Source organism: Agrobacterium sp. CFBP2214 (assembly GCF_030209895.1).
Lineage (GTDB): Bacteria > Pseudomonadota > Alphaproteobacteria > Rhizobiales > Rhizobiaceae > Agrobacterium > Agrobacterium radiobacter.
Window position 1 is genome coordinate 135,993 of record NZ_JARVRC010000011.1, and the last position, 19,054, is coordinate 155,046.

Here is a 19,054-nt window from a genome sequence, read left to right on the forward strand (position 1 = left end):
TTCCTTTTCAAAACATTTCGGGCGGCCGTAATCGTCTCAGGCTACCTGCACCATGTGGCCGGGCGATACGGTCCTGTAGTTTCGCGTCGGTGTTTCATATCCCATTGCCCGTATCGGGCTCTTCAGCTCGTCATTGGATATGCCGCGCCTTATCCCGCGTCTTGCCGGGTCCGGCACCGGAACGGCCGCCATCAGCTTTTTCGTATAGGCATGTTGCGGATTGTCGAAGACGGCGGCGCGCGGCCCGATCTCGACGATCTCGCCGAGATACATCACCGCGACACGATGGCTGACGCGTTCCACCACCGCCATGTCGTGGCTGATGAACAGGAAGGCGAGGTTGAGGCTCTGCTGCAGGTCGAGCAGCAGGTTGCAGACCTGCGCCTTGATCGAAACGTCGAGCGCCGAGACGCTTTCATCGGCAACGATGACCTTCGGATCGAGGGCCAGTGCCCGGGCAATCGCGATGCGCTGTCGCTGACCACCCGAAAATTCGTGCGGGTAACGGTTGGCCATATCGGCGGACAGGCCGACCTTTTCGAGAAGATCGGCAGTCTTTTCCTTGGCCTGCTTGGCGCTGCCCAGCCTGTGCTTGATGAAGGGCTCGGAAATTGCCGTGCCCACCGTCATGCGCGGATTGAGCGACGAGAACGGGTCCTGAAAGATCATCTGCACCGATTTGCGCATGTTGCGCAGGCCGACGTTATCGAGACGCATCACATCGTAACCGTCGAGGGACACATCGCCGGACGACGGCTCCACGAGGCGCATGATCGAGCGGCCGGTGGTGGATTTTCCGCAACCGGATTCACCCACCAGCGACAGCGTTTCTCCTTGAAACAGGTCGAAGGAAACGTTTTCGACGGCGTGAACCGCACCCGTCTGGCGCGCCAGCAGGCCGGAGCGGATGGGAAAGCGCGTCACAAGGTTCTTGACCGACAGAACCGGCGTCTTGCCGCTTGCAACCGTTTCCGCCACCTCCTCCGGCTCGGTCGAAAGACCGGTTTTCATGTCGAGAACCGGAAAACGCGTCGGCCATTGCCGGTTACGCATCGAACCGAGCTTCGGAACCGCCGAAAGCAGCGCCCGCGTATAGGGATGTTTGCCGTGCCGGAAGATGTCCTCCGTCGGCCCGGTCTCGACCTCATCGCCGCGATACATCACGATCGTGCGGTCAGCGATCTCCGCCACCACACCCATGTCATGGGTGATGAAAAGGACCGACATGCCCTCCTCTTCCTGTAGCAGCTTGATCAGGTCGAGGATCTGGCCCTGAATGGTGACGTCGAGAGCCGTCGTCGGCTCATCGGCGATCAGCAGTTTCGGCCGCGAGGCGAGCGCCATGGCGATCATCACACGCTGGCGCATGCCGCCCGAAAACTGATGCGGATATTCGTCAAAACGGCTGGCCGCATTGGGAATGCGGACCTTTTCCAGAAGCCGCACCGTCTCTGCCCGCGCCTCCGGCTTCGAAAGCCCCTTGTGCCTGATCAGGACTTCGGAAATCTGGCGGCCGATGGTGAAGATCGGATTGAGCGAGGTCATCGGCTCCTGAAAGATCATCGAGATATCGTTGCCGCGCACACCGCGCATGTCCTTTTCGGAAAGCGCCAGCAGATTGCGTCCGTTGAGCAGGACTTCGCCTTCGATCCGGCTGGAGGCCGGGGCAAGCAGGCGCATCAGAGATAGCGACGTGACCGACTTGCCGGAACCGGATTCGCCGACAATCGCGACGGTTTCACCGGGCGCGACATCGAAGGACACATTGCGCACCACACTTTTCCAGTTGTCATCAACGAGAAAGGAGGTCGTCAGGTTACGGACGGACAGGACGGGTTTTGTTTCCATGGTGTCAACGCCCCACCGCATAGGCCTGCATCAGCCGCGGTGTTGCGGCGGCGCGCAAGAGGCCGTCCGCATCCCGCCGCGCGGCGGTGAGCCGCCCGACGGACCATGCATCGGCAACCGTGACGCGGTGTCCGCGACGGCGAAGCTCCTGCAAGGTCGCTTCACCCACGGTGCTTTCCACGGTGATTTCCCCCGGCGAGCTGGTGCGCGGATAAAACGAGCCCGGAAAATGCGCTGTGTGGAACAGCGGCATATCTATCGCCGCCTGCAGGTTCTTGCCGTGATGGGCATAACGCAGGAAGAAGGGCAGTTGCCACTGGTCCTGCTGGTCGCCGCCCGGCGTGCCGAAGACCATGGCGGGACGTCCTTGATGCAGCGCAAGCGAGGGCGTCAGCGTCGTGCGCGGGCGCTTGCCCGGCGCGAGCGAGGTAGGCAGACCCTCTTTCAGCCAGAACATCTGGGCGCGGGAATTGAGCGCGAAACCGAGACCCGGCACGATGGGCGAGGATTGCAGCCAGCCGCCCGAAGGCGTGGTGGAAACCATGTTGCCCCAGCGGTCGATGACGTCGATATGGACCGTGTCTCCGCGCTTTTCCGTCAGATGCGACATGGTCGGCTCGTAGACGGTGCCGGTGCCGCTCATTTCGGCCAGCATGGCCATGGTGGCATCCACCTGCTTTTGGTAACCCGGCACGGTGCCCGGACGCAGCTCCAGCGACGCCTCGCTGCCGATCAGCGCGCGGCGTCCGGCATTGTAATTTTCCGAGAGAAGATATTCGGTCGGGATTTGCCCGAATTCCGGGTCGCCGTAATAGACTTCGCGGTCGGCATAAGCGAGCTTCATGGCTTCGACGATGGTGTGGATAAAATCGGGACCGGACGGGTCCATACTCCCAATGTCGAAGCCCTTCAGCAGCGCAAGCGATTGCAAGAGAACCGGACCCTGCCCCCATGCGGGCGTCTTGGCAATCGTCCAGTCTTGATAGTCGAGCGTCTGCGGCGCTTCGACGGTCGCGCTCCAGTCCGCCATATCCTGCGCCGTCAGCACGCCCTTGTGCCTTGCGCCGCTGGCATCCATCACCTCTGCGGTCTTTACGTAGCTGTCGATGGCTTCCGCTACGAAACCCCGATAGAAGGCATCGCGCGCCGCCTCGATCTGGTTTTCGCGGCCTGAGCGCGCTTCGGATTCGGTGACGATCCGCTGATAGGTGGTGGCGAGAACCGGGTTGCGAAAACTGGCGTGAGGTTCGGGCGCCGCGCCGCCCGGCAACCACGTCTCATGGGATGTCGGCCATTCCTTCTCGAAGAAATCGGCCAGGCCCTTGATGGTGGCGGAGACACGCGGCAACGTCGGATGCCCGTGCTCGGCATAATAAATTGCGGGCTCCAGCACCTCGCGCACGCTCATCGTGCCATAGTCGCGCAGCATCAGCATCCAGCCGTCGAAGGCGCCGGGAATGACGGTTGCGAGCAGCCCGTCGCCGGGGATCAGCTTCAGCCCTTCCGACGTGTAATGCTCAATCGTGGCGCCGCTCGGGGCCGGGCCCTGTGCGCAGATGACTTCCACCTTGTCCTTCTGCTTCGAGTAAAACACGGCCGGCATATCCCCGCCGGGACCGCACAGATGCGGTTCGACAATCTGCAGGACGAAACCGGTGGCCACAGCGGCATCAAAAGCATTGCCGCCCTTTTCGAGGATCGCCATGCCAACGGCCGATGCGATCCAGTGCGTCGAGGTGACGACGCCGAAGGTGCCAAGGATTTCAGGGCGTGTGGTGAATTCATTCATTCCGATATTCCTTGTAAAAAATCATGCTTCGCGCGGATCGAGCGCGTCGCGCAGGCCGTCGCCCAGAAGATTGAAACCGATGACGACGAGGAAGATGGCGATGCCGGGCCACATCGTCATCCACGGCGCCTGACTGAGGAAATTCTTCGCGGTATTCAGCATCGAACCCCAGGATGGCGCCGGCGCCTGCTGGCCAAGGCCAAGGAATGAAAGGCTCGCCTCCGCGATGATGGCGGTCGCCACCGTCAGTGTCGCCTGCACGATGATGGGGGCAAAGACATTCGGCAGGATGTAACGCGTCATGATGTCGATGTGGTTGAGGCCGATGGACCTCGCGCCCTCGACATAGTCCTCCATCTTGACTGCCAGCACCTGCCCGCGCGTCAGCCGCACGAAGATCGGCATGGCGGAAAGACCGATGGCGATCATCGCATTGGTGAGGCTCGGGCCGAGAAAGGCAGCCAATGCAATCGCCATGATGAGGAAGGGCATGGCGAGCAGCGCTTCGGTGATGCGGGATATCACCATATCCACCCAGCCGCCGAAATAACCTGATATCAGGCCGAAGGGCACGCCGATCACCACCGCGATCATCACCGAGACGACGCCGGCCATCAGCGAGGCGCGCGCGCCATAGATCATGCGCGAGAGAATATCACGGCCGAGATCATCAGTGCCGAGCCAGTGGGCGGCAGACGGCGCCTTGCGGATCGCCGACCAGCTGGTCGCGACCGGGTCCGCGATCGGCAGGATCGGCGCGGCGATGGCAAGCACGGCGAAGAACAGCACGATAATCATGCCGACAAGCGCCGATTTGTTGCGCTTCATTTTTTTCCAGGCACGGCTTTCCTGCCGTGTCGCCGGTACGGATAGATTTTGATCGAGAACGGTCATGATATCAGGCCTCAGATCGTCGCCCTGAGGCGGGGGTTAAGCAGGACATAGGCAATGTCGGCCAGCAGGTTCATGAGGATGAAACCGACGGCGGTGCATAAAACGATGCCCTGCACGACGGCATAGTCGCGGGTGAAAACCGCATCGACCGTCATCTTGCCGAAACCAGGAATGGTGAATATCTGCTCCGTCAGAACCGCACCGGCCAGCAGTTCCCCGAAGAGCAGCGCCAGCAGCGTGATGACGGGAAGAAGCGCGTTGCGGAAACTGTGCGACAGGACGATCTCGCGCGGCGAAAGCCCCTTGGCGCGGGCGGTCCGGATGTAGTCCGAACTCAAGACTGCAACCATCGCAGACCTCGTGTGCCGCATCAGCGTTGCCGCAAGCGCATTGCCCAGCACGAAGGCTGGCATGATCATCGTTTCGATGGAACGGACAGGGTCCACGAAGATCGATTCATAACCGGATGCCGGCAGCCAGCCGAGTTTTACCGACACCAGCAGGATCAGCATGATGCCGAGCCAGAAATTCGGGATCGACAGGCCGGAAAGCGCAACGATATTGGCGGTGTAATCGATCCAGGTATTCTTCTTGACGGCGGCCAGAATGCCGATGGGGATGCCGATCACCATGGCGAAGAACATCGCCATGACAGCCAGCTGAATGGTAACCGGCAGCTTCTGGCCGATCAGTTCCAGCACCGGCTGGTTAGACCGCAGCGAAATACCGAAATCGCCGGTCACCACGCCGCCAAGCCAGTTGATATATTGCAGCGGCACGGGATCGTTGAGGCGATATTTCTCGCGCAAGAATTCGATCGTCGCGGGATCGCGCTCCTCGCCGGCCATGGCGAGAACCGGATCGCCCGGCAGCAGTTTCTGCAGCGAGAAAACGAAGATTGAAATGATGAGAAGCGTCGGGATCGCGACCAGCAGTCGCTTGCCGATATAAACAGGCATGGCATTGCCCCCGTTTGTGTCCGGTCTGGGGGCCGCACGGCAAGCCGTGCGGCCTATGCGAAACGGTCAATCCTTGGAAACGCCGAGAAGGCGGATCATACCGTCAGGCGACGGCGCCCAGCCCTTGACCTTGCTGGAAATGGCATAGGCATAGGGCTGGTGGCCGAGATAGATGATCGGCATGTCGTCGTTGAGGATGACGCTTGCGGCATCATATTTTTCCTTGCGGACTGCATCTTCGGTCGAGGCGCGGGCCTCGTTCAGCAGCTTGTCGACCTCGGGATTGCAATATTTCACATCGTTGATGCCGCCCTTGCAGGTGACGAACTGATGCAGGTTGCCATCGGGATCGATACGTCCCGACCAGTCTGAACGGCTGAGCTGGTAATTGCCGGCGGTCTGCTCGGACAGGAGTGTGGCAAATTCGGTGGCCTTCAGGGTGACGTTGAAGCCAGCCTCGGCCGCCATGGACTGGATGACCTGCATCATCTGCGTCTGCGTGGTGTTGTTGGCGTGCTGAAGCTCGACATCGAGCGTCTCGTAACCCGCCTCCTTCATCAACTGCTTGGCCTTGTCGATATCGCGCGGCGGCACCGGCAGGTTCTGGTTGAACCAGGGGCTTGAGGGTGGGAAAGCCTGATTGCCGCCCTTTGACGTCCCTTCGAAGACGATCTGGCCGATCGCCTCTCGGTCGATCGCATAGGAGAATGCCTGGCGCAGGCGCTTGTCCTTGCCGAGCGGATTGTCCGCACGCGCGCCATTGTTCATGTTGACATACATGGCCATGTAACCCGGTCCGATGACATCGGCATAGGTCAGTTTGGGGTCGTTCCTGACGGATTCCGCATCGGAAGCCGAGATGCGCTCGGCGATATCGAGGTCGCCTGCGCGAAGGTTCGCAAGCTTCACGGTGGTGTCGGGGATCGGCAGATAGACGATCTTATCAACGAGGACCTTGTCCTTGTCCCAATAATCCGCGAACTTCTCGAGCACGATGCGATCCTGCTGGATGCGCTCGACGAATTTGAACGGCCCGGCGCAGACCGGCTTGGAGCCGAAATTCGCACCCAGTTCCTTGGCCGCTTTCGGCGCGACGATCATGCCGGCGCGGTCGGAAAGCTGCGCCAGCAGGGTGACGTCAGGCGTCTTCAGCGTAAATTTGACTTCCAGCGGCCCTGTCGCCTCGACCTTCTCGACGGACGATAGCTCGCTCTTGCGGCGGGATTCCGGCAGCGTCATGTTGCGCTCGATAGTGGCGACGACAGCAGCTGCATCGAGCTTCTCACCATCGTGGAATTTCACGCCATCACGGATCTTCATCGTCAGAACCTTGCCGCCTTCGGACCAGGCCCATTCGGTGGCGAGCTGGGGCACGATCTTCATGTCCTGCGAGATATCCACCAGCTTGTCGCACATGGCGGTGTAGACGATGCGGCCGACGAAGGTGCGCGACTGTGCTGGATCGAGCACATCAGCATCGTCGTTCAGGCCGATGCGCAATTCGGAGGATAGCGCCGGCGTGGTCAGGAATGCGCTCGCCAACAGCGCAGCAGTCAATGTCTGGATTTTCTTCATGTTCGTTCCTCTGGTCTGGTTATTTTGACTTTTTGTCATTGGCCGCCCCTGACGGGGCGACAGTTTTCATCCGTGGCCTTAAGAAGCCTCGGTCAGCGAATTATCGGCGCCGGCCGTATTGCCCTCCCCGGATCCCTCTTCCAGAAAGCCGAGCGAGGTGGCGCGGATCAGCCTTTCCTGATGCATGAGAAGATGCTGGCGCATGGCTTCACCGGCACGCGCTGGATCGCGATCGGCGATGGCGTCGACAATGGCCATGTGCTGTTCGAAAGACGCCCTCACATTTGTTCCGCTGCGCCGGGCGAGTTCCCGTATCGACTGCCAGGCATCATCCTGGCGGACACGATTGATGACATCGAAAATCGAGAGAAACAGCTTGTTGCCGGCACTCTGGGCGATCTGGCGATGGAGCGAGCCATCCCACAATTCCTTGGCATCTGCATCCGTGCTCTGGCCGGTCTTTTCCACCAGCGCCCGCATGCGCTCCACCTCGGCCGGCTTGGCGCGCATCGCCGCTAGCTGCGCCAGCTGCGGTTCGATGCGCAGGCGCACCTCCATGATTTCCATGAAATCCGTACCGGCGACCAATTCCGTGACCTGGGCGGACCAATCATCAGGTTTTTCACCCACAAAGGTTCCGGCCCCCTGCCGCCGCCAGATGAGGCCTTCGGCTTCCAGAACCTCCAGCGCGCGGCGGATCGACCGACGGCCGACGTTAAAAGTCTCCGCAAAGGCCCGTTCCGTCGGCAGACGGCCATCCCTGACGAGATGATTCGCCTGAATATATTCACGCAACCGCGCCAGCGCGTAGTTGGAATTGTCGTTAGGGCCTGCTGCCACACCGCACCATTTGCTTGAACCAATCTTGTATTGGTTCATTTGGTGAGAAATTTTCGCCGACGTCAAGCGCATTTTTGAACGACAATTTCTGACGCTCAAAATATGGGCATGTGGCGTTTTTTTGACTGTGGAGATAGGACGCAGGGGCATGGCGTTCGCGCGCGCCCTGCCTCCCTCAAGGCCCGACGGAAAGCCGGATTCGCCCCGATAGATGTTCGCCGGACGCAACGATCCTGACGCCAAGCGCTTCCCGCTGCGCCTCCGGCAAGCCGAGCGCTCCGGCGGCCATGGAAACGGGCTCGAGGCAAAGATAGCTGTCCATGCGGTGGACAGCCAGATGACCGAAAACGGGATCGGCCTCGATCAGCAGTGAAAACCCGTCAAACTGGACATGCGCATTAGACCAACCTGTATAATGCTCCGTGTATCCCGTCGCTGCGGGAATGACGGTCGTCTGGCGAAGTACGGCTGCTTGGCCGGTCGGCACGTTCTGCGGGTCCAGCGGATATTCCAGCCTTGCATCCGTGCGCGCTTCGCAGCCAAATCCGGCAGCCAGATAGGGATGCCAGCCCAGCGCCATCGGCGCGGGTACGTCCGCCAGATTGGTGATCGACAGGTCCACGGTGAGGCCGGCGTCTTCGAGCAGAAAAGACTGTTCAGCGCGGAAGGAAAAAGGCCATTCCCCGTCAGCCTCATAGTGGAGTACCAGCCCCGCCCGATCCGAAGCCAGACCGGAAATCTCCCAGGCTCGCCGGTGCGCAGGTCCATGCATGGCATCAGGCGCAAGGGCCGGATGGGGAGAAAGCTCATGGCGGATGCCCGCATGAACGAACGAGCTCCCATAGAGCCTATTGTGGTAAGGAAACAGCGGATAGGCGCCGGCGCGCGGCCAGTTGAACGGCTGGAAATCCTCCCCGGTTGCTGGCGCCAGAATATCACCGTAGTCCGCGTGGTGCAGATAGGTCATCCTGCCGCCCCATGCGGGACGCAGGCGGGCAGAGAGCCGCCCGCAGGCAATCGCGATCGTTTCAGGCAAAGGCATAGGAGCCGTCAGGCCGTTTCGGCACCCGTCTCTGCCAGTGAATGTAACCGTCTTCCTGCATGGCTTTTTCATCCATCTCCACCCCCCAGCCGGGACGATCCGGCCTCAGTTCCAGATATCCGTCCTTCGGCAGATAGGGGTCGACGACATAGCGGGTTTCATCCTCGCGTTTTTCAAGATCGGTGCCGCCATAGACATAACATTGCCCTTTCGGCAGCCGGTATTCGAGAATACGGAAATTCTGCTGGGCGGCGGAGAAATGCACGTTGACGGCGGTAGCGAGCGGCCCCATCGGGTTATGCGGCGCAATGCTGACGAAATGGGCTTCCGCAAGCGTGGCGATGCGGCGCATTTCGGAAATGCCGCCGACGACGCAGATGTCAGGCTGAATGATGTCTGCACCCTTTACTTGAAGAAGACGCAGGAACTCATTGCGATTATAGAGACTTTCGCCTGTTGCCAGCGTGCAGTTCAGCCCCTGCTTCAGGTCTCCCCACATCTCGATGTTTTCGGGACGCAAAGGCTCTTCGAAAAACAGCGGATCGTAAGGCGCAAGCGCATTGCCAAGCTGGCGGGCGGCGGCGGGTTCAAAAATCTTGGCATGGGCGTCAAAGGCGATGTCGTAGTCAGACCGCACGGTCTCGCGAAGCGAGCGGAAATAGTCGGCGGAACTGCGCACCACCTCACCCCAGCGGTGGGCATGGATATCCACGCGCCACGGGCTAAGCTTGAAGGCCGTGAAGCCCCAGCCCTCGTTGAGGCGGTCGAACTCTTCCTTTGCCGCCGGCGCATCCGGTGCCGTGTAGACGCCGGCATAGACCTTGATGCGGTCGCGCACTTCGCCGCCCAGCAGCTTGTAAACAGGCACGCCCGCTGCCTTGGCGGCAAGGTCCCACAGGCAATGATCAAGCGCAGATATTGCTGACAGACCGAGCGCGCCGGGCGGAAAACGGTTCTGCTGGAGAAGGAGATTGTAGAGATATTCGACCCGCGTCGGGTCCTGTCCGGCGAGGAAGCCATAGAGGTAATCCAGCACCGGCGGCAAGGCGAGATCGGGGCCGTGATTGTAACATTCGCCCCAGCCGGTCAAACCGTCATCCGTATCGAGAGCGACGATGACGCGGGGGCGGTCCTTGTCGCGGGTGACGAATACCCGCATGCGATCGATTTTCATGCTTAGTCTTCCTCATGAATTGCAGCGCGCAACGGGCGCAACACTATCGGGCGGCGATCCCGTTTTTGATCTCTGGCGGTTCGACGTAGCGGAACCTGCGGGTGCGGTCCCGGTCCCGCGGGTCCGGGCGCGGAATGGCGGAAAGAAGCGCCTGCGTATAGGGATGGTCGGGCGCGTTGCAGACCTTTTCGGCGTCTCCCACTTCGACAAGCTTGCCGCGATACATCACCCCGACACGGTCGCACATGTATCTGATAACGCCGATGTCATGGCTGATGAAGATATAGGCGAGACCAAGCTCGTCCTGCAGGCGCATCAGCAGATCCAGCACCTGGAACCGCACCGAAACATCAAGCGCTGACGTCGCCTCATCCGCAACGATGATGCGGGGTTTCAGCGTGATGGCGCGGGCAATCCCGATGCGCTGGCGCTGTCCGCCGGAAAAGGCGTGCGGGTAACGTTCACGCCCGGCCGGGTCGAGACCCACCTGCTCCATCAGGGCGCAGACGCGTTCATCCAGTTCCTTGCCCCTGGCAATGCCGTTGACCAGCAACGGCTCGCCGATGACCTGCGCCACCGTCATGCGCGGATTGAGCGAGCCGAAAGGGTCCTGGAAAACCATACGCAACTCACGCCGCGCGGCTTTCAGTTCGGCACCTTCGATTTTGGCCAAGTCGACCACCGTGCCATCCGCCCGGCGATAACGCATCTCGCCGCCGGTCGGATCGTAAAGACGCATGATGGAGCGGCCCATCGTTGTCTTGCCGGAGCCGCTTTCGCCGACGATGCCAAGCGTCTCGCCCGGGAGAAGCTTGATCGACACGCCATCCAGCGCCTTCATTTCACCGAAGTGCATGGAAAGGTCGTTCACTTCGAGCACCGGCGCAGCCGTTAGATCGAGTGGAGGCCGCGCAAGCCGGATTTCCGCCTTCTGCTCCAGCTTCAGCACGGAGCCGATCAGCATGCGGGTATAGGGATCCTGCGGGCTGTGGAATATCTGCTCAACGGTGCCATATTCCTTGGCGACGCCATGATGCATGACCAGCACGTCATCGGCGATCTGCGCCACCACGCCCATATCATGGGTGATGAACAGCACCGCCATGCCATGCGCCTTTTGCAGCCGCGATATCAGGTCGAGTATTTCGGCCTGTGTGGTGACGTCAAGCGCCGTCGTCGGTTCGTCGGCGATCAACAGTTGCGGTTTGCAGGCCAGCGCCATGGCGATCATCGCACGCTGGCGCATGCCGCCCGAATATTGGAAAGCGTAACGATCCAGCGCCTTTTCGGGATTGGGAATTTCCACCTGCCGCAGCAGCTCGATGGCCTCGGCCCGCGCCTGTGCCTTGCTCATTTTCAGATGCAGACGCAGGACCTCGGTGATCTGATCACCCACCGTATGCACGGGTGAAAGCGACGACATCGGCTCCTGAAAAATCATCGCGATATCAGCGCCGCGCACCGAGCGGATGGCCCGGCTGCGCGGATCGAGCTTTGCCAGATCGAGTGACGTGCCATCGGCGCGGTTGAGGATGATCGACCCGGTCGCAATGCGGCCGGGGGTGTCGATGATCTGCAGGATCGAGCGGGCGGTGACGGATTTGCCGGAGCCGCTTTCGCCGACGACGCAGAGGGTCTTGCCGGGATCGATGGAAAAAGACAGATCGTTGACCGCCCGGAAGACGCCGTTTCGGACCGGAAATTCGGTCACGAGATTGCGGACTTCGAGCAGTGGCCTGGCGGGCTTCATGGAGAGAATGTCGCTCATCAGGACCTCACTTATTATAGGGATCGGCTGCATCGCGCAGGCCGTCACCGAGCAGATTGAGCGCCATGACGGCAATGACAACAGCGACGCCCGGCAGGAACAGCCATGGCGCGGTTGCGATCGAGCGGATGTTCTGCGCCTCGCGAAGCAGCACGCCCCAGGAAATCGTCGGCGGCTGGAGACCGAGACCGAGGAATGAGAGCGAGGTTTCCGCAAGGATCATCGCCGGAACCGCAAGCGTGACCGAGGCGATGATATGGCTCGAAAAACTCGGCAGCATATGGCGAAAGATGATGCGCCCTTCCGGCACGCCATCCAGCCGCGCCGCGGCCACGAATTCTTCGGTTCGGAGCGACAGGAACCGGCCGCGCACGACGCGGGCAAGCTGCGCCCAGCCGGTCAGGGACAGGATGATGGTGATCATCATGTATTGAAGCGTGGCAGGCCAGCCCTGCGGCAGGGCGGCGGCCAGCGCCAGCCAGATGGGAATGGTGGGCAGCGACAGCACGAAATCGATCACGCGCTGCATGACGAAATCGATGCGGCCGCCATAATAACCGGAGATACCGCCCAGGACGACGCCGAGCAGCAGCGAGAAAAACACGCCGACGAGACCGATCGACAGGGAAACCTGCGCACCCTGCACCACGCGGCTAAAGACATCGCGTCCGAGGCGGTCCGCGCCGAACAGGAAAAGCGGGCGCGTCTTGTCGGTGGAAGCCAGCAGGTGGATATTCGTGTTGAACAGGCCGAATACGGAATATTCGTAACCCCTGCCAAAAAGCTGAATCGGTATTTTCTTGGCCGTATCTTCCACGAACACGGCAGCCAGCGTTTCGGGGTTACGGGTCAGCTTCAGCGGATAATAATGCATCCCGAGCGAGAAACCCTCGGTCGTATCGACGAAATGGACGCGCTGCGGCGGATGGAAGGTGGCGCGGGCGTTCTGCAGCACCGGATCGTTGATGGCGAAGAAGCCGGGCACCAGCGCAACGATATACATGGCAACGGTGATGAACAGGGCGGCCATGGCCAGCTTGTGGCGCTTGAATGCCCACCAGATGAGCTGCCACTGCGAGGCGACGGCGGCGCGGTCCTGCCGGGCATTGGTGGTAATGGTGATATCGCTCATGGCGCCCTCCTATTCGAGACGGATGCGCGGATCGACCAGCGCAAGCAGGATGTCGCTGATAAGCGATCCGATCAGCGTCAGCGCGCAGATCAGAAGCACGAAAGCGCCGGCGAGATACATGTCCTGCGCCATCAGCGACTGCAGAAGCAGGGGTGCGGCCGTCGGCAGATTGAGCACGATGGCGACCACCACGGAGCCCGAAATGAGGTTGGGCAAAAGCCATGCGATGGTGGAAATGAACGGGTTGAGCGCAATTCTGAGCGGGTATTTCGTCAGCAGCTTGAACTCGGACAAGCCTTTCGCCCGCGCCGTGGTCACATAGGGCTTGGGCAATTCGTCCAGCATGTTGGCGCGCATGACGCGGATGAGGCTTGCGGTGGAAGACACGGCAAGAATGGCGACCGGCAGCCAGATATGAGCCATAAGGTCAACCATCTTGGCGATGCTCCAGGAGGCCGTTTCATATTCAGCTGAAAACAGCCCGCCGACATCGGCCCCGAACTCCACCGCAGCCACATACATCAGCACCAGCGCCAGCAGGAACGAGGGTATGGAAAGGCCGAAGAAGGAAAAGGCGGTGAAGAGATAATCGCCGATCGAATATTTGCGCACGGCGGAGAAGACGCCGATCGGAAGTGCGATGGCCCAGGTGGCGAGAAGGCTTGCGATGGCCAGAACCAGCGTCAGCGCCATACGCTCCCAGATGAGGCCCGAAACCGGCTGCTGCCATTCGAACGAGATGCCGAAATCGCCACGGCTGATGATGCCCCATATCCATTTCAGATATTGCACGATCATGGGATCATCGAGGCCGAAACGTTCACGCAGCTGCGCCGCGGTATTGTGGTCGATGACCTCGTTGGAGGCAGCCAGTGTGGCGATATAGGTCGTCACATAGTCACCGGGCGGCAGCTGGATCAGGACAAAGGCAAGGAAACTGACGGCAAACAGGGACGGTATCATCCACAGCAGGCGTTTTACGATAAAAAGCAGCATGTCGCTCTCGCAATCACATTGTGCCATACGCACTGCCTTCCACTGAGGAAACGGTATGCGGATGGTCGAAACAACCTGAGAGGCGTCGCCGCGTTACGGCAGCGACGCCCATGTGGTGGTATCAGCTTGTGAAGGTGAACTGTTGCGGCAGCGCCGGGCCGGGGTTGGGCCATGTCCAGCTGTCGGGTTCCGTTTCCGGCACATTGCGCAGATTATTGCGGATGATGCCGAAACCACCAACGGCAAGGCAGAGACCGATCGTCTCGAACTCTTCCGCCGCGATATCGAAGATTTCCTTCATCTTCTCGCCGCGTTTGGCAAGGTCGGCCGTCGAGCGCGCCTCGTCAAACAGCTTGAAGCGCCTCTTCTGGCTTTCCGGCGGCTCTTCGCCCTTCTGGCCATTCGAGGTGTACCAGAGCGCCCACGGAATGGCGTAACGCGAACCCTGCGGGTGGAATGCGAAGAAATCGCGCGGATCAAGCATCGGGTCGAGACCGCCGGGGCCGGGCCAGACGGCAGCATCATGGGCGTTGTCATCGCCGCGTGTATAATAGAGCGCGCGTTCGATGGTGTTGACCTTGATGTCGACACCGATCTGCGCCCATTGCGCCTTCACCAGTTCCAGCGCATCGACCAGATCGGGATAGAGCGTCGGGATGACATCGATCGAGAAGAAGACGGGCTGGCCATCAGGCCGCAACCGCATACCGTTGCCGTTCTTCTTGTCGTAACCGGCCTTGTCGAGAAGATCATTCGCCTTGTCGGCATCATATTCGGTAAACTGGCGCGCCAGCTTTTCATTATACCAGGGGTGTGTCGGGCGTGGTCCGGCCTGATACCCCTCGCTCTGGCTGAAATAGACGATGTCGATGATTTCCTGCCGGTTGAGCGCGATGGACAGCGCCTGACGGAAGGACTTGTCCGCGAACATCTTGCGCATTGCCGGGTCTTTATGGGTGATGTTCAGGTAGATCTGGCATTGCTGCGCGGCAGACGGCACCAGAGTGAGCAGGCGATAATCGCCTTTTTTCATGTTCTGAGACAGGGTCGGCTTGTTGGCGAGAACGCTGATATGGCGCTCCTGAATGTCGATCTTGCCGGAAATGACGTTCAGCATCAGCGATTCGACATCCTGCGAAATGCCGAAATTGATTTCGTCGATATAGGGCAGCTGGTTGCCTTCGGTATCGACCTGCCAGAAGTAAGGGTTGCGGGTCATGACCACCCGCGTCGCACCGCCGGAATAGGGTTCCTTCACCACCCACGGATCAAGGGTCGGCTTGTCGACATTCGACCAGCGGGACGGAATTTCGATATCGCCGCACTTCGCCCGGAACAGTTCCGTCCAGCTGGAGACACCCGCAGCCTTCACATCGGCATCAAGCGCCGTGTTGTATTTAGGCAGGAACTTGCTGCAATAATGCTTGGGAAACAGCGTCGGATGCTGGCCGAGCGGCGTGGCGAGGTTTTCGAGATAAAGCGCATTCGGCGCTGCGAATTTGAACTTTACCGTGAAATCGTCGACTTTTTCGACATCGACCGCCTTGCCCGCAACGGAGAGCTGCGCTGGCGTGGCGCTGTAAAGCTCCTTGTTCTTGATGCAGTCCTCGATGGCGAACACCACATCATCTGCGGTGAAGGGATGACCATCCGACCATTTTGCGCCCTCCAGCAAATGGAAGGTGAATTGCGAAGCATCGTCGTTGACTTCCCATTTCACCGCAAGGTTCGGCAGAACCTCGGTGAAGTCCATATTCCAGCGAACCAGCCCCTGATTGCCGACCATGCGCAGGATGCCGTTATGGTCCGACGAACCGCGCAGGCCACGGCGCAACGTGCCGCCATAGGAGCCGATTTTCTCGTGCGGTGTCACCACCATCGGATTTTTCGGCAGACGTTCGGCCAGGGGCGGCAATTTACCGTCCTTTACCAGCGCCTCCAGTTGCGGCGCCTGCTTGCCGGCAGCAGCCCGCGCCGAGGTCCCGATGACGGAAAGGGCGGCCACGCCGCCAAGCCCCGCCATAAAGGTTCGGCGCGTTACGCCCAGTGAAAATGCTTCGCCATCGCGCATCGACAATCCTCCAAAAAATCACCGGCAGCGAAACGGTTTTCACCGTGCCGCAACAGCCCTCCCGGCCAGCCAGCATACCGATCCTCCATCGGCAGGGGCAGACCATATGGGCGTTTTCAGATGATTACAAGTATTGACAGCTTTTTACATATTTTTTATTCGTAGATAGGTTTTCAGGATCAGGCTTGAAGAAAAAATCGGCACGACAGCCCCCTCGCTCACAAAAACCCCGGGATTTCTGTTGCGATTGAAATGCAGGAAACCCATTAACTTCAGCGATTTGCAACGGAAGGGCTGCTGATGGACAATCAAACCGCATCTGCCGCCGCTCGAGGCGAGACTCGGCTGAGCGACATCATCTACGAAAAAATCATCGGCATGATTTCGGACGGGCGGTTTCCCGTGAACGAACGGCTGCCATCGGAACAGAATCTGGCGTCGTTGTTCGGCGCATCCCGGCCGGTGGTGCGCGAAGCCCTGGAGCGGCTTCGAAACGATGGCCTCATCGTCTCCCAGAAAGGGTCAGGTTCCTATGTGCGCCAGCAGCCGGATTCGTCCGTGTTGCAACAGGTTCCTGTCGGCTCGCTTGCAGATGTGCAGCGGTTTTTCGAATTCCGGTCCGGCCTTGAATCTTCAGCGGCCGAACTTGCGGCGCGCAACTGGCAGGCCGCCGATAAAGCCCGCATCGAGCAGGCCATTGCGGCGCTGGAACAATGTCTGGAGCGCAACGATCTTGGTGCGGAGGAAGACTTTGCCCTGCACGAAGCCATTGCGAAGGCGAGCCATAACCAGTTCCACATCACGGTGCGGATCTGGTTCAAGCCGCATTTCGCGATCGGCCAGTCGGTGACACGCAGCCTCAGCCTCAAGCGGACGCCGCAACATGTGCGCGAGGTGCAGAACGAGCATACGGCAATCGTGGAAGCGATCTTTGCGCGCCAGGAGCAGGCTGCGCATGACGCGATGAAAGACCACATCCTGAAGGCGCGCGCCCGCATGTTTCAGGGCGTCGGCGGCTAGAAGCGTTTCCGCGATTCGAAGGACGAAGCCCTATGGGGCAATGGAGAATAATCAGTGAGCCAGCCGCGCATCATAGAGCCGAAACTCCGCTCCCTTATCGATACGCCGTTGAAGGTTGGAGAATCACCGGCATGGGATGAGCGGACGGGCAATCTGTGGTTCGTCGATATTCTCGCCCCCGCCATTTTCTGCCTGCATCCGGGCGGAAAACTCGACAGATATGATATGCCCGCCCAGGTGGGATGTCTCGGTCTTTGCGACAATGGCCTGATCGTGGCGGGTCTCAAGACCGGCGTGCATCTTCTTGATCCCGCGACCGGAAAACTCGAACTTCTGTGCGACCCTGACGAAGGGCGGCCTGACAGCCGCCTCAACGACGGGAAGGTTGGCCCGGACGGCCATTTCTGGGTGGGGACCCGCGACGAGGCCGCGATACAGACGGGCAATGCACGCCTCTATCGCGTCGCGCCGGATGGCGGCGTCGAACGCATCATCGATGGCGACATGTTCACCTCTAACGGGCTCGCCTGGAGCCCGGATGGCAGGCGCATGTATCATTCCGACAGCAGCGGTCTCATGTATCAGGCGTTCGATTTCGATGTCGCGACGGGCCGGCTCGGGCCGGCCGAACGTCTTCACGATTTCGCACCGGACGAAGGCAGGCCGGATGGCGCGGCGACCGATTGCGAAGGCTGTTACTGGAGCGCCGGCGTTCAGGCTGGCCGTCTCAACCGCTTTTCACCGGATGGTGAACTGTTCGAGATCTACAGGCTGCCGTTCAGGGGGCCGACCATGCCGTGTTTCGGCGGTCCTGATCTCAAAACGATCTATCTCACAAGTCTCGTCACCGAGACGAACGGAATTGCCACACCGGGCACGCTTGTTGCCTTTGATGCGCCCGTTGCGGGGGCAGCCGTACACAAGTTTTCCATCTGAAGACGCTTTCATCTTGAGGAAACCAGTTGATGACGACATTTGATTTTCGCCAGGCTCTGCACGGCATCTCCGGCGTTCCCGTAACAGCCTATGAGGCCGGCGGGGAAGTCGACATTGGTGTCACGACCGAGGTCTATGCCCGCGTTGCAAGGGCGGGCATCCACAACATCGTTGCAGCCGGCAATACCGGCGAATTCTACGCTCTCACACCGGCCGAGATTCTCAGGGTCTACGAAGCCGCGATAAAAGGTGTTGATGGCAAAGCCCCGGTCACGGCGGCGATTGGACGCTCGCAGCGCGAGGCTCTCGCCATGGCGCGTCAGGCAAGGGAGATGGGCGCATCCGCCGTCATGTCCCATCAGCCGGTCGACCCCTTTGCAGCGCCTCAGTCGCAGATCGACTATTTCATCGGTCTGGCTGACGGCAGCGAGCTGCCGCTGGTTGCCTATGTCCGCGCCGACGGTTTTTCGGTCGATGACATGGTGAGGCTTGCCAGCCATCCGAATGTTGCTGGCATCAAGTTCGCAACGACCGACATCATGCTTCTGTCGCGTGCGATAGCCGCTTCCGATCAGAAGGGCGCGCTCTATGTCTGCGGCCTTGCGGAAAGCTGGGCGCCCGCCTTTTCGGCAGTGGGCGCCCGCGGCTTCACATCCGGCCTCGTCAACGTGGCTCCGCAATTCTCGCTTGAGGTTCATGAGGCCCTGACGTCAGGCGATTTTTCAGCGGCAAGGGAGGTCGTTGAAAAGATCGAACTCTTCGAGCGGCTGCGGACGCGCTATCGCAACGGCGCAAACGTGACAGTGGTGAAGGAAGCCATGGAAATCCTTGGCCTAAAGGTTGGCCCGGTTCGAGCGCCGGGACTTGCCCGTCTGGACGAACAGGATCGCAAGACGCTTGAAGGGCTGCTCGCCAGCTGGCGTTGACAGACGAGTTACCGGCAAGCTGCATTTTGTCTATGTAATATGCCGGCCATGGGCCGGCATATTCGTTGCGGGCGGAGCAGCGAT

General features: G+C 60.3%; 15 protein-coding genes. 3 read left to right on the forward strand and 12 right to left on the reverse strand.

Going from position 1 to position 19,054, the window contains the following annotated elements:
- Positions 1-36 precede the first annotated feature (36 nt).
- From QRN60_RS23445 to QRN60_RS23500, 12 genes are all read right to left on the reverse strand, one after another.
- Positions 37-1,848, reverse strand: a complete 1,812-nt coding sequence (locus tag QRN60_RS23445) for an ABC transporter ATP-binding protein (RefSeq protein ID WP_111791854.1) — start codon at positions 1,846-1,848, stop codon at positions 37-39.
- Positions 1,849-1,852: 4 nt separating this feature from the next.
- Complete coding sequence (locus QRN60_RS23450; RefSeq protein ID WP_111791838.1) at positions 1,853-3,637, reverse strand: gamma-glutamyltransferase family protein; 1,785 nt, start codon at positions 3,635-3,637, stop codon at positions 1,853-1,855.
- A 21-nt stretch (positions 3,638-3,658) separates the two neighbouring features.
- Positions 3,659-4,531: an ABC transporter permease gene (locus QRN60_RS23455; protein ID WP_003505690.1), complete on the reverse strand. Its 873-nt coding sequence runs from the start codon at positions 4,529-4,531 to the stop codon at positions 3,659-3,661.
- A gap of 11 nt (positions 4,532-4,542) precedes the next feature.
- Positions 4,543-5,490, reverse strand: coding sequence for an ABC transporter permease (locus tag QRN60_RS23460; protein WP_080867393.1), 948 nt, complete (start codon positions 5,488-5,490; stop codon positions 4,543-4,545).
- A 66-nt stretch (positions 5,491-5,556) separates the two neighbouring features.
- Positions 5,557-7,065: an ABC transporter substrate-binding protein gene (locus QRN60_RS23465; protein WP_031234031.1), complete on the reverse strand. Its 1,509-nt coding sequence runs from the start codon at positions 7,063-7,065 to the stop codon at positions 5,557-5,559.
- 78 nt (positions 7,066-7,143) lie between these two features.
- A complete protein-coding gene (locus QRN60_RS23470) occupies positions 7,144-7,944 on the reverse strand; it encodes a FadR/GntR family transcriptional regulator (RefSeq protein ID WP_080867391.1) in 801 nt (266 codons plus the stop codon).
- A 136-nt stretch (positions 7,945-8,080) separates the two neighbouring features.
- Positions 8,081-8,947, reverse strand: coding sequence for an aldose epimerase family protein (locus QRN60_RS23475; RefSeq protein WP_107676768.1), 867 nt, complete (start codon positions 8,945-8,947; stop codon positions 8,081-8,083).
- Complete coding sequence (locus tag QRN60_RS23480) at positions 8,934-10,121, reverse strand: galactarate dehydratase (RefSeq protein WP_003505685.1); 1,188 nt, start codon at positions 10,119-10,121, stop codon at positions 8,934-8,936. The genes QRN60_RS23475 and QRN60_RS23480 overlap by 14 nt, the downstream gene beginning before the upstream one ends.
- A gap of 43 nt (positions 10,122-10,164) precedes the next feature.
- On the reverse strand, positions 10,165-11,889 hold the full coding sequence (locus QRN60_RS23485; RefSeq protein ID WP_162690408.1) for an ABC transporter ATP-binding protein: 1,725 nt from the start codon (positions 11,887-11,889) through the stop codon (positions 10,165-10,167).
- A gap of 7 nt (positions 11,890-11,896) precedes the next feature.
- Positions 11,897-13,021: an ABC transporter permease gene (locus tag QRN60_RS23490; protein WP_020810964.1), complete on the reverse strand. Its 1,125-nt coding sequence runs from the start codon at positions 13,019-13,021 to the stop codon at positions 11,897-11,899.
- A 9-nt stretch (positions 13,022-13,030) separates the two neighbouring features.
- The gene (locus tag QRN60_RS23495) at positions 13,031-14,017 is read right to left on the reverse strand and encodes an ABC transporter permease (protein WP_003505682.1); all 987 of its coding nucleotides are present in this window, start codon (positions 14,015-14,017) and stop codon (positions 13,031-13,033) included.
- Positions 14,018-14,138: 121 nt separating this feature from the next.
- The gene (locus QRN60_RS23500) at positions 14,139-16,088 is read right to left on the reverse strand and encodes an ABC transporter substrate-binding protein (protein ID WP_020810963.1); all 1,950 of its coding nucleotides are present in this window, start codon (positions 16,086-16,088) and stop codon (positions 14,139-14,141) included.
- A 300-nt stretch (positions 16,089-16,388) separates the two neighbouring features.
- On the opposite strand from QRN60_RS23500, the gene QRN60_RS23505 reads away from it, so the two are divergent.
- The 3 genes from QRN60_RS23505 to QRN60_RS23515 are packed head-to-tail and all read left to right on the forward strand — an operon-like array spanning position 16,389 to position 18,970.
- Positions 16,389-17,108, forward strand: coding sequence for a FadR/GntR family transcriptional regulator (locus tag QRN60_RS23505; protein ID WP_080864427.1), 720 nt, complete (start codon positions 16,389-16,391; stop codon positions 17,106-17,108).
- A 54-nt stretch (positions 17,109-17,162) separates the two neighbouring features.
- The gene (locus QRN60_RS23510; protein ID WP_111791435.1) at positions 17,163-18,044 is read left to right on the forward strand and encodes an SMP-30/gluconolactonase/LRE family protein; all 882 of its coding nucleotides are present in this window, start codon (positions 17,163-17,165) and stop codon (positions 18,042-18,044) included.
- Between the two features lie 29 nt (positions 18,045-18,073).
- Positions 18,074-18,970, forward strand: coding sequence for a dihydrodipicolinate synthase family protein (locus QRN60_RS23515; RefSeq protein ID WP_129565025.1), 897 nt, complete (start codon positions 18,074-18,076; stop codon positions 18,968-18,970).
- The last annotated feature ends 84 nt before the right edge of the window (positions 18,971-19,054 follow it).

Bases quoted from the DNA above. Each gene is read 5' to 3' on its own strand.
- QRN60_RS23445 (WP_111791854.1), bottom strand. From the start codon at position 1,848: ATGGAAACAAAACCCGTCCTGTCCGTCCGTAACCTGACGACCTCCTTT.
- QRN60_RS23450 (WP_111791838.1), bottom strand. From the start codon at position 3,637: ATGAATGAATTCACCACACGCCCTGAAATCCTTGGCACCTTCGGCGTC.
- QRN60_RS23455 (WP_003505690.1), bottom strand. From the start codon at position 4,531: ATGACCGTTCTCGATCAAAATCTATCCGTACCGGCGACACGGCAGGAA.
- QRN60_RS23460 (WP_080867393.1), bottom strand. From the start codon at position 5,490: ATGCCTGTTTATATCGGCAAGCGACTGCTGGTCGCGATCCCGACGCTT.
- QRN60_RS23465 (WP_031234031.1), bottom strand. From the start codon at position 7,065: ATGAAGAAAATCCAGACATTGACTGCTGCGCTGTTGGCGAGCGCATTC.
- QRN60_RS23470 (WP_080867391.1), bottom strand. From the start codon at position 7,944: ATGAACCAATACAAGATTGGTTCAAGCAAATGGTGCGGTGTGGCAGCA.
- QRN60_RS23475 (WP_107676768.1), bottom strand. From the start codon at position 8,947: ATGCCTTTGCCTGAAACGATCGCGATTGCCTGCGGGCGGCTCTCTGCC.
- QRN60_RS23480 (WP_003505685.1), bottom strand. From the start codon at position 10,121: ATGAAAATCGATCGCATGCGGGTATTCGTCACCCGCGACAAGGACCGC.
- QRN60_RS23485 (WP_162690408.1), bottom strand. From the start codon at position 11,889: ATGAGCGACATTCTCTCCATGAAGCCCGCCAGGCCACTGCTCGAAGTC.
- QRN60_RS23490 (WP_020810964.1), bottom strand. From the start codon at position 13,021: ATGAGCGATATCACCATTACCACCAATGCCCGGCAGGACCGCGCCGCC.
- QRN60_RS23495 (WP_003505682.1), bottom strand. From the start codon at position 14,017: ATGCTGCTTTTTATCGTAAAACGCCTGCTGTGGATGATACCGTCCCTG.
- QRN60_RS23500 (WP_020810963.1), bottom strand. From the start codon at position 16,088: ATGCGCGATGGCGAAGCATTTTCACTGGGCGTAACGCGCCGAACCTTT.
- QRN60_RS23505 (WP_080864427.1), top strand. From the start codon at position 16,389: ATGGACAATCAAACCGCATCTGCCGCCGCTCGAGGCGAGACTCGGCTG.
- QRN60_RS23515 (WP_129565025.1), top strand. From the start codon at position 18,074: ATGACGACATTTGATTTTCGCCAGGCTCTGCACGGCATCTCCGGCGTT.